Source organism: Bacteroides xylanisolvens XB1A (assembly GCF_000210075.1).
GTDB lineage: Bacteria > Bacteroidota > Bacteroidia > Bacteroidales > Bacteroidaceae > Bacteroides > Bacteroides xylanisolvens.
This window is the reverse complement of the sequence record NC_021017.1, coordinates 1,365,100-1,377,006: the sequence shown is the minus strand read 5'-3', so window position 1 is coordinate 1,377,006 and position 11,907 is coordinate 1,365,100. Positions and strand designations below refer to the sequence as shown.

General features: G+C 41.9%; 7 protein-coding genes. All 7 read right to left on the bottom strand.

Annotated elements, in window-relative coordinates:
* Nucleotides 1-94: 94 nt before the first annotated feature.
* The 7 genes from BXY_RS05755 to BXY_RS05725 are packed head-to-tail and all read right to left on the bottom strand — an operon-like array spanning nucleotide 95 to nucleotide 11,899.
* On the bottom strand, nucleotides 95-2,470 hold the full coding sequence (locus BXY_RS05755) for a GH92 family glycosyl hydrolase (protein ID WP_015531414.1): 2,376 nt from the start codon (nucleotides 2,468-2,470) through the stop codon (nucleotides 95-97).
* Nucleotides 2,467-3,666 carry a glycoside hydrolase family 76 protein gene (locus BXY_RS05750; protein ID WP_015531413.1) on the bottom strand — a complete coding sequence of 400 codons (1,200 nt, stop codon included), beginning with the start codon at nucleotides 3,664-3,666 and terminating at the stop codon, nucleotides 2,467-2,469. The genes BXY_RS05755 and BXY_RS05750 overlap by 4 nt, the downstream gene beginning before the upstream one ends.
* Nucleotides 3,667-3,669: 3 nt before the next feature.
* Nucleotides 3,670-4,896 carry a glycoside hydrolase family 76 protein gene (locus tag BXY_RS05745; RefSeq protein ID WP_015531412.1) on the bottom strand — a complete coding sequence of 409 codons (1,227 nt, stop codon included), beginning with the start codon at nucleotides 4,894-4,896 and terminating at the stop codon, nucleotides 3,670-3,672.
* 12 nt (nucleotides 4,897-4,908) lie between these two features.
* The gene (locus BXY_RS05740) at nucleotides 4,909-6,048 is read right to left on the bottom strand and encodes a SusE domain-containing protein (RefSeq protein ID WP_208946771.1); all 1,140 of its coding nucleotides are present in this window, start codon (nucleotides 6,046-6,048) and stop codon (nucleotides 4,909-4,911) included.
* 29 nt (nucleotides 6,049-6,077) lie between these two features.
* Nucleotides 6,078-7,700: a RagB/SusD family nutrient uptake outer membrane protein gene (locus BXY_RS05735; RefSeq protein WP_015531410.1), complete on the bottom strand. Its 1,623-nt coding sequence runs from the start codon at nucleotides 7,698-7,700 to the stop codon at nucleotides 6,078-6,080.
* Between the two features lie 11 nt (nucleotides 7,701-7,711).
* Nucleotides 7,712-10,759: a SusC/RagA family TonB-linked outer membrane protein gene (locus BXY_RS05730; RefSeq protein ID WP_015531409.1), complete on the bottom strand. Its 3,048-nt coding sequence runs from the start codon at nucleotides 10,757-10,759 to the stop codon at nucleotides 7,712-7,714.
* A gap of 39 nt (nucleotides 10,760-10,798) precedes the next feature.
* Entirely contained in the window at nucleotides 10,799-11,899 is a 1,101-nt protein-coding gene (locus tag BXY_RS05725) for an ROK family protein (RefSeq protein WP_015531408.1), read from the bottom strand.
* Nucleotides 11,900-11,907: the final 8 nt, after the last annotated feature.

The window sequence follows — 11,907 nt, the reverse complement described above, 5'->3', positions numbered from 1 at the left end:
GTTTTGTGTTTTCATGTTTAACTCACTATATTATAAAATGTAGAATCCCCGGTGCCATTGTCAAGCGACATCGGCACCGAGGTAAATAAGCTGTTTATTCAGAACAATGAGGCGGATTTTCCACTCCCCATTTTTCATTCGGTTGATTACCCATTGTGAGTTTCAATGTTCCACCTTTATAGAGTTCATCCCGGTACATCCAACATTGTTCCAGCGGTTTACCGTTCAACGTAGCAGATTGTACATAATAGGCATCCGGTGTATTACCAGTCGTTTCAATCACAAACGTTTTTCCCGTCGCATTCATCGGACTAAGTTTGATTTCAATCTTATCAAACAACGGACTGCCAATCTGGAAAGTCGGTCGTTCACAAGAACCGCCCTGTACATCGAACAATCCCATTGCCGCCATCACATACCAGGCTCCCAACTGTCCCTGATCTTCATCCTGACCGTAGCCATAACCATGCTCTCCGTTTGTTCCGTAAAACTCATCACAAATCAAGCGCGTCCATTTCTGTGTCAGGTAAGGTTTACCGGAGAAATTGAACAACCAAGGAATATGAAGACTTGGCTGATTACCATGATTGTAAGGACTCTCCACACCTGCAAAAGCATAAGTTATCTTACCGCCACCAAAAATAGATTTACGCGCTTCGGTAAATATAGAATCCAACCGATTATTAACCTCCTCTTTACCCACTTTTTCAATCAAACGATATGGATGTTGAGGAACAAAAAATGTATATTGTACAGCATTTCCTTCCTGAAATCCTCTCCATGACTCCAGCGGATTAAAGTTATCAATAAACTCACCGTTAGGAACTCTGGGACGAACCAGTTTCAATGAATCATCAAATAGTTTTTCCCATCCTCTTGATAATTCCATCAAACGGTTGTAATCATCCGTATGCCCCAATGCTTTCGCCCACTGCGCCACAGCATAAGCACTAAAGCAATATTCCAATGTATGAGAAACAGAAAAGGTAGAGCCATCCGGATGTGTGCCATAATGAACACTGTTCTCATAAGGTACATATCCTCTTTCTACAAACTGCTTCACATCCATCTTACCTGCCCCCTCAATGCGGCCTTCCCAGCCTAATTCATTCTTTAAAGCTGCCTGATAAGCCGTTTCAACATCAAAATCACGAATACCACTATTGTATGCACCTGCCAGGGTAATACTCACCATATTTGTCCCTACGCCCGAAACATATCTACTGGCAGCAATACCATCACCTAACCAGCCAGCATCTTTGTATACCAGCAACTGACTGTTAACTAATCCATTGTAGTATTCCGGATAAGCTAGTGCCCAAAGAGAAGTCAAGTTCCAGTAAGCCCCCCAAACTGCATCCGTATTATAATGATTATATATCGGCTTACCTTCTTTTCCCAAAGGTATCTGCCCTACTGTTCCATCATTTTTGGGATAAGCTCCATTAACATCGCTAGCAAGTCCTCTGCCCAACAAAGCGTGATACAATCCTGTATAAAATTTGATTTTGCTTTCATCCGTACCTCCTGAAACCAGAATACGTCCCAAGGATTCATTCCATTTATCCGTAGTTGACTGTAAAGCTTCATTAAAAGTCAAGTCTTTCGCTTCCGTTTCCAGATTCAGTTTAGCATTTTCAATGGAAGTATATGACAAACCGATCTTTACATTTACTACATCATCTTTTTTCGTTTTATAATTCAGGCACATAATAGCTCCTGCACCTTTGATTTCATTTCCCGCTTTCAGAGTACTATCTTGATAAAAAACCTCTACCGATTCAGGAATACGATCTAGTTTTGCATAAAAACACATAGCTACTGATGAACCCGCTTGATATTTCTTCACATATTCCGGTTCCGTAATCACGTAACCTTCAATAGTATTTCCATCTATCTGTTTGATATATGCATCACGCACAGCTCCACTTTCTCCCTGACGATTTCCAATATTCAAAAGAATATGAGCAGCTTCCGTCTCCGGGAAAGTATATCGCTGGAATCCGACACGAGCAGTGGCAGTAAGTTCTGCCTTTACCTGGTAATCCTTTAATAATACAGAGTAATATCCCGGACGCGCCGTTTCATCTTTCTTATCAAAGCGGGAACGGAAACCTTTATCGGGGTCTTCCAGTTTTCCGGGATTTGTTTTTACTTCTCCCGTTACAGGCATCAGTGAAATTCCTCCTATCTGAAACTCATGTAAGCAAGGAAAGCCATCAATCGAAGTATGATTATCTTCATAACCAATAGCTTCCCATCCTTGATTATTACCGTAAGTTCCATTGGTAGAAGCTCCCAGTTTAGCCATTCCAAAAGGCTCCGCAGCCGGAGTATAGAAAAACCAACGACTATGTACAGTTCCAATATTAGGATTCACATACTCTACCAGATTGGGACGATCAGGTGTTTTGCACCCTACAACACCTGCCAGAATCAACAGGCTACCTATCCATTTTAATTTCATCATTTATTTATTTTTCTGTTTGTAACTTCTCCTTTAATCATCGCCACACGTGCATAATACTCCGGCACACACGAAGCATCCAATAACCATTTCGGCTTACGTTTTTCATCAGTCCGCCCTGTCCAGTCATGATACATCAGTCCCGCCTGGTCACGTGCATGTTCCCAAGCATAATCCAGTCCTTTTATCATCGTATCCACATACTTTGAATCCCCCGTAACATTGTACAGATCGTGATAACCTCTAAACAAAACCAAATTAAACCAAGGCAAATCTGCAATATAAGGAATACCGTCTTCCGTATACTTAAAAAACACTTTGTAGCTTCCTTCTGCCAGAAATTTAGCATTATCCAGATACGCCTGCTCACCCGTATAATTATATAAAGCTACAGCTGCTTGTAATAAAGTACCTGTATTGTAAGTATACAAATCCGGGCATACTGCCGAAGTCGTTGTTAACCATGAATTCCAAACGACTCCTCTTTCCGGATCTTTCAGATATTTATCAATCCAATGATAGAACTTCTTTCCCACCTCCAGATAATACTCATCTTTAGTTGCTTCATAAAGTTTTAAAGCCAACACCATCGCTTTTCCGTTAGAACAGGCAGGTTTCTGATCTTTCACTCCTTCCAACCAAGAAACAGCTCCTTCAAAGTTCTCATCCCAGCCACTTAAAATAAAGGTTAATACCTGTTTCGCTTTCTCCAGATAATGAGGATTTTTAGTTACCAGGTAAGAATCAATATAATCAATACCCACTAAACCATTGTCATCATAATAGCGGTCTACCTTTCCAAACTGAACAGGGTAAGCCTGATAACCAAAAGGAACACGCGTTGTATCATAGTAACGCTCCATCGCCATCACCATCGAATCGACATAAACCGTATATTTCTCCGGTTCGATAGTAGCCATCAACACTGCCGAAGAAAAGACACCACTCATAGGCCACAGATAAGAAACTTCCTGCGCTTGCCGGGTGGAATCATTAAAATAAGTCAGATCAGGACGATGACTGCTTGGGTAATATTCAGAGAAGAGGCCGTATTTGGGAACCCGGTAGAGTTCCCAAACACGCTGAAACATTTCTTCTGCCTTATCTTTATTCGGAGTCGTTTTTGATTCTCCGGCACAAGAAAGAAGCACGAATACCGTCGATACAAATAAAGCTATATTTCTAATTTTACTATTCATATCCTATTCCTCTGTCACTGTTTCTCCTTTGTACAAAGCAATCATTCCCAAAGATTCAAGCGCAGCATCCTGCATCAACAACTGTTCAGCACGTTTTGGAGTTGCTCCTGTCCAGTCTTCATAGAACAGTCCGTTTGATAAACGGGCATTTTCGTATGCATAATCCAGGAAGTTGATGAATGTTTTGATATAATTGCCTGCATTTTTATAATAAGGCTCAATATCAATAAATGCACGGATCAGTTTTGTTGTGAACCAAGGATCATGATCGGGATAAGCCAACGCCAACCCATTAAGCGGACGTACAAAATAATTATACGCACCTTCGGAAGAAGCAATGGCACTGTCCAGATAAGTCTGTTCACCTGTTATTTTATATAGACGAACTCCGTTAGAAATCATCACACCTGTATTGTAAGTCCATTTTGTTTTATTAATGGATCCGTCTGCTTGTTTATCATTCCAGTAACAGCCATCCTCCGGATCACGCAAGTTAGTCAACGTCCAAGCATATAAACGTTTTGCCAGAGCCAACACATCCGCTTTTTCCTCTTGAGGACATACAGAATAATATTCAAGCAAGAATAGCGTTGCATATCCATTAGCGCATGTCGGTTTATTCGAATCACCAACTCCCTGCTGTCCTTTCTGGTCTTCATTCCACCAAAGGCCTCCTCCAAACGTATCATCTTCACCAGCTTGCAGGAACTCAACGATTCTTTTAGCTTTCGTCACATAATCTTGATTATTTAGCAAATTAAAAGCCTCTACCAGTTCAATCCCCACAATAGAATTATCATCATAAAAACGTGTTCCACTACCGGTAGTACCATTGGTTTGAGAACCATAACCACCCACAGTTCCATTAGGAGTACGATAATAAACTTCAAACCGGTCTACCATATCTGCATAATTCACATCATAACCTAAGGCATGCAAAGCTGCTGCTCCGGACACCAGTCCGTCATACGGCCACAAGAAAGAAGCGGAATTATCCCCGTCTTTCTTAGGATAATTTTCATTATACAGTCCTTCTGTTGTCCCACTATTGATCCGGTAGCACTGATTAATCAAGTCAAACTGCTCTTTGGCACGTTTATGATAAACGACCTCCTCTCCGGGTTCTGACGGAGCAATCGGTGTAGGCGGGATATATTTCTCTACGTCATCTCCGGCACAGGAGAATAATAGTGCCGGAAGAATTGCTAAAATAGTCTTTATCTTTTTCATAACTTAGTTTTATTAATTAATCGGAGTCACATTAGTAAATGTATGTATCATCAATCCATCCGAATTCGTATCGATAGTGATAGTCGCATGCGTATAATCCAGACTACCTTTCATTTTCCAAAGATGATCCCACTGAGTCCATTGAAATTCATACAAAGCATAGAAAGAAGCAGGTTCTCCACCTACCGGACGTTCGGCACTCACGTCATCACCTCTACCCCAACACATATCACCATTATTTACCGATGCAATAAAGTAATAACGTTCTTCTGTCCAACCTAACCAAGAAGGAGGGTTCGTGCTCGGACGACTTGGGTCTACAAATATAATATCACCCTCTCCCACAAATTTACCATCACCCGCATACTCTAATACAGCTATATCTCCAAATGTTGCTCCCCAAATACAACGAACAGAAGAACCGATTTTTTCCGTGGTCATTGCCATTGTATTAAAGTTCACTGTCAGACGGGTTACTTCTTCGGAAGCAGCGACTGCCGTTTCGCCCTCCCCTTCTCTTAACTTCGAGCTATCATCAATATAATAGCTGAATGTTTCACCTGTAGTAGCAGACTTAAATGATATATTTCCTGCAGATAATTTCGTATAAATCTGGAAAACGCCCTCTTCTACACAACGGAACGGAATTCCCCCCTGTCCACTGTTCTCCGTAGCCGAACCACATAAATACAATTCAGCCGGAATATTATCAATTCCCTCTCCACGAGTTACTGTGATGGTAGCCACCTTGTCGGTTCTCTTCACCACTCCACCTTTCGAAGCATTTACCGTCCATTTTATATCTCCGGTTTCCAAAGGATAAATGCCTGCATTTCTGGCAATCGTATTAATAGTTGCATGAGTGATTGACAAACTGGTTGCAGCTCCCAAATCACTTTTCACCGTAGCCAGCGGCTTTGAAAAATCACCGTCTGCCTTATCAAACAGCACCTCGTACAATACAATTCCGCCATCTGCCGCACCACCTCCTGACCACGACAACACAACAGGCGTTGGAGATGACACATTCAACTGGATAGAAGCAGGGGAACTTAATTCTGTAGGGACTGCAAAATCCGTGTTCAATTCATAATCTTCCTGACATGAAACCATTGCCAGAAGTACTGAACATATCCATAATATCTTTTTCATAATCATTCCTTTTTGAGTCGTTTAACCAATTACCAATTCGGATTCTGCTCCAAATTACCATTCAAGTCACGTTCAGCCTGTGGTATAGGCCACAAATAATGTTTATTTGCATTAAAGGTTCTGTTTTCAACCCGAACGTATCCATCATCCGTACCTACCACATCATTTGTCTTTAGTCCGTGACACCATCCATTCAATACATTGTCCGCAATTCTCCAACGGATAATATCTTTATGGCGATGTCCTTCCAATGCCAATTCCGAACGACGTTCGTTTCGTACAATCTCAATCAGTTTATCTTTAGAAGCTCCTTCCGGGAATTCCAGTGCTGAAGCAAGTGTAAATCCGGCCCTATCACGAATTGGTTTAATAGTTGCATCCCAAGCCGTCTTATCCAGTTCTCCTAATTCTGCCAATGCTTCCGCATTCATCAATAAAATATCAGCATAACGAATCAGAATCGGATTCAAACCAGAATAAAGAGTAGCACGATAAGTGTTATCCCAATATTTCTTAATATAATAACCGGTAGCCGAACAGTCTGAACCTACCCCATAACCATCTTTACCTTCACCTTTCTCACAGTTGATAACAACTTCTGTTCCGTCGGCCAAAGTATAAGAATTTCCGGTGTACATCACCGTTGCCTTCAAACGTGGGTCACGATTGGCATACGGATGACTTTCATCAAACGATGTTCCTGTTTCCTTAATTGTTTTTCCATCCAGCATAATATAACTGTCTACCAACTCCTGCAAAGGAGAAAGCTGGGAATATCCACCTAAAGTGGGCGGCAGGAAAACATACATCATCTGATGTTCACGACTGGTCGGACGATACTGTGCATCCAAAATTACTTCAGAGTTGTATTCATTAGCGATCTCAAACAATCCTGCATAACTAGCCCCTTTATCATCACTGTAAAAGAGTTTAAAGCCTCCCTCTGTCATAATGGTAGAAGTGATATTTTTCACTTGCGTCCAATTACCTTCAAACAAATAGATTTTAGCTTTAATAGCCATTGCCGCCCAACGGGTAATCCGACCTTTATTATCTGCATCATAAGAAGTCGGCAAATAGTTACCATTAATCACTTCATCCAGATCGGCCAAAACATTTGCTATTACAGTGGCTTTGGCTGTACGTGCAATAGACATACTTTCTTTGATAGAAAGCACTTTTGTAGTATAAGGTATATCGCCGAATTTCGTATACAACTCATAATAACTATAAGCACGAAGTACTTTTGCCTCACCAATATAACGTTTCTTCAATTCCGGGTCCAAATCAGGAACCCTGTCTATATTTTCCAGCAACTGGTTACACATACGAATACCCGTATAGCGCCCGTCCCAAACCTGTTTCACGTAAGAGTCGGCTGTAGAATATGAACCATTACCAATATTTTGTGTAAAATCATTAGGTTGCTTGGTATAAGCATTATCCGTCATTGCTTCACAATAAAGCTGTTCGTCCATATTTCCTAAATAAGTATAGCAAGTATTCAACGCCTTGACAGCTGCTTCAGGGTCCTCTTCCCAATAAGTCAAGTCCGTTTCTCTGTCATACGGTGCCGTATCCAAGTCAACACAAGAGGCACCGCCCACTACCAAGACAGCAGATAAAATCAAATTCTTTATAGTTGTTTTCATCACGGTACAGTTTAAAATTTAACATTAAGTCCAAATGAATATACTCTTGCCACAGGATAAGAACGACCACTACCGTCTCCGGTATATTCCGGGTCCCATCCGCCTTTCATCTTCGTGAAAGTCAACGGATTCTGCACACTGGCAAAGATTCTTAAATTCTTGACATAGAGTTTTTTCATCCATTGTTGCGGGAAAGTATATCCGATCTGCGCATTTTTCAAACGCAAGTATTTAGCATCCTGGATCCAGAAATCTGATTTCGCTGCATTATTAGCAGATTCCGCACCCATTGTCAGACGAGGATAAGTAGCATCCGGATTATTCGGAGTCCAGCGATCTTGATGGAAATCCATTACAGGACCTTCATTGTTATTATGGAAAGCCTCTACAGATTCACCACGCATCCACTTGTTACGTTTTCCTACTCCTTGCCACATCATCGAGAAATCAAAACCTTTATATTCCAAACCATAGGTGAAGCCGAAAGTATATCTTGGGAAGTCATTACCAACAATAAAACGGTCATCGTCCGGTTTAATCACACCATCGCCGTTCTTATCCAAATAACGAATATCTCCCGGTTTCGGTGTAATACCTTCCAAGTGCGGTCCTTTCTGACATTCTTCCTCATTCTGGAAAAATCCATCCGAACGATATGCATAGTAAGAGTACAATGGATAACCTTCCTTGATAATTGTCTGTACATCCGAGCCACCGATAATTTCCGTACCACGTGTATCTATTACTTCATTAAAGCTATCCGAAATATTTCCGGCGAAGTTATGCACTACCGGACCAGTCTTCAAACGATAACTTACTGATAATTCCCATCCTCTCGTCTCTACCTTACCTGCGTTCTGAATCGGGGCACCATTACCAAACAATCCGGGAACCGGTAAATTCACCAAAATATCTTTTGTACGATTATTGAAGCAATCAAAAGTAATATTCAAATCATTATTCAACAATCCCAATTCGAAGCCGATATTAGCCATACGGGTAGTTTCCCATTTGAGATCAGGGTTTGTAGAAGCGAATTCAGCCGTCTGCGCCAGCTTGTCGCCGAAACTGATGCCGTTCTTTACAGACACCGTCTGCATGTATTGATAAGCACCAATGCGGTTATTACCAACCAATCCCCATGAACCTCTGATTTTTAGAGAAGGAACATACGGTTTCAGTACAGACCAGAATTTTTCTTCCGAGATACGCCATCCTGCCGAGAAAGACGGAAAGACTCCCGAACGGTTTCCTTTCGCAAAATAAGAAGAATAGTCATTACGGATATTAAATTCCAGCAGATATTTTTCATCATAGTTGTAAGTGGCTCTAGCAAAACCAGAATAGATAGCCCAGTCACTTGCCGAACCACCATTGCTAACTTTATCCCCACTCAAATCACCTACAAAAATATCATATTTAGAATCCTCCGTCAAACGACTGGTAGAGAACTGCTTTTCAGAGAAACCCTCATAAGCATATCCTAATAATCCACCGATAGAGTGTTTCCCTATTTTCGTATTATAAGTCACCATAAGATTGGTAGTGATATTCTTAGAACGATAGAATTGCTCGGTCAACTTATTTTCACTATCTCCCGTACCTTCGAAGGCCTTCCGGTTCTCATGCAAATTATTATTCCAAACACGTCCACCGACACTTCCGATCAATTTCAGTCCTTTATATACTTCCCATTCGGCTTGTATGGTTCCCAATAATTCATCATTCACATTCTGGCGATAACCGCCTTCTTCCAAACGCTGCAAACCGTTTGAGTTACTTCCGGCAGGATAATTATAACTGCCATCCTCATTCTTGATCGGGTAAATCGGCGGCATACGGTTTGCCTGCTCGATAATCCATTCCGTCCAGTAAGCATGTTCTTTAATATCATTACGGGCAAATTGAGAAGTCAAATTCAATGTAAAGTTATTCGTCACCTTATGGCTTACATTCAGACGTGCATTGTAGCGTTTATAACCATAATCAGGTCCCTTGAACATACTGTTCTGATCCATATAACCCAAAGAAGCCATGTAAGACAACTGGTCGTTACCTCCTGTCATCGAAACATTGTGTGAACTTTGAGGAGAATTACGGTGATACAGTTCTTTCACCCAATTTACATTCGGACCGCCATTTCTAAATTGCGCAATCTGCTCGGGAGTGAATTTTGCAGCTCTTCCCGAATTAACAGCCGCTTCATTATACAGTTCAGCGTATACCCACGAGTCTGCTATCTTAGGCAATGAAGTAGGCTGCTGAACACCATACATAAAATCATAAGAGATTTCCACCTTACCGGCTTTTCCTTTCTTGGTAGTAACAAGTACCACACCATTGGAAGCACGTGAACCATAAATAGCAGTAGAAGACGCATCTTTCAAAATAGAAATCTGCTCAATATCAGCCGGATTCAAATTGCCCAGCGATCCTTCAATTCCGTCAATAATCACCAACGGATCATTGTTGTTCATCGTATTCAATCCACGGATATTAATAGAAGGAACACTACCCGGAGTAGAACTTCCCTGCTGAATAACCAAACCGGGAGTCGTTCCCTGCATCGCTTCCAATACATTGGAAATCGGCTTTCCTTCCAATTCATCCGTAGAAACAGAAGACACAGCTCCTGTCAGGTTGACTTTCTTCTGCACGCCGTAGCCTACCACTACCACATCTTTCAAAGTAACCACATCCGACTTCAACACCACATTGATAAACTGGCGGCCGTTCACCGGAACTTCCTGTGTTTCATATCCAATTGAGGAAACTACCAATACCGCTTTTGAAGCAACATTCAGTGAAAAATTTCCATCCATATCCGTAGCCGTACCCGTAGATACACCTTTCACCAGCACGGTAGCCCCAATCACGGGTTCCCCGTCTGCCATTACTTTACCTTTCACTGCGATTGTATTAGATTGCGCATACAGTTTGGAACCAACAGCCACATTCATACAAACAATCAACATAACAGCCAATAATTGCCAACTCGAAAATGCCGTTCTGAAAAGCCGGCGGGCAAATTGCGCGTTCAATAGATTAGATTGTTTCATAACATTTTATATTTGAATTAATAGAAGAGTTATCATATATTATAAGATATTAAGTTGGGACAAAGCAAAGGAATAAGCCCCTAAAGCAACAGCCCTGCTTGCTCCTAATGTAGAAACAGCAATGCCTATTTTCTTGTGACAGGCATAATGCACCTCTCTCTCCGAAAATGGTATTTTCACCATCTTGTCTTTTTCTTCCAGAAATTTATCAAATGCCTCTTTTTCGGACAGATTGAACACCTCCATCTGCAAACAAGGGAAAGAAGCTCCTGCAAATGTGCCGATCTGCCGATTCATCTCATTCATGATTCCCGGAAGTATGTATTTAACCGCTCCGGCCACTCCTCCGCCAATCACCACCAAGCCATCAACAATATTCAATGCACGGATGATAGCATCACCGGCCATCTCTCCCAGTTCGTTAAAACTCCGGACAGCAGCCTGCTGATCTCCCTCTGCGATCCCTTCGGCAATATCATATATATCTTTGGGAGTCAAAGAAGAAGCATCCTTTCCGGTCAATTCCTGATATACTCGCCTGACAGCCCTGATGCTGACACTTTCTTCCGCGATCATTTCGGGATATTTCTTATTCCGCATAATCCAGACGTCGCCGCCGCAACCGTTGTCTCCGGTCAGTAACCGGCTGTCAATCACCACTCCGGCACCAAACCCTGTACCCAGTGTAATTCCGAGCAGGTTCTTATATACCTTACTGCTGCCTGCTTCTTTCAGGCGTTTATTCACTTCGGGCAAAGTGCCTGCCAAGGCTTCGCCATAAGCAAACAAATTACCGTCATTATTAATAAAAACCGGAATACCAAACTGTTCCCTCAAATAAGGTCCAAGTGCCACTCCTCCCCTGAAGGCCGGGAAGTTGGGCAAGTCACCAATAATTCCATGCTCATAGTCAGCAGGCCCGGGGAAAGCAAAACTGATAGCTACCGGAAGTTTCGGCAATCGTTTTTCAACTTCCAGGAAACCTTCTACAAGAACAGACAAGCAACGCTCCAAGTCGTCGGACGCTGCCGGAAGGCAAATAGGTTCCACTATTTCGCGACAGCCTTGTATGGCTGAAAACACGAAATTAGTGCCTCCCGCATCGAGCGTCATTACGATTCGTTCATCATGTTCATACATAGTTTTCA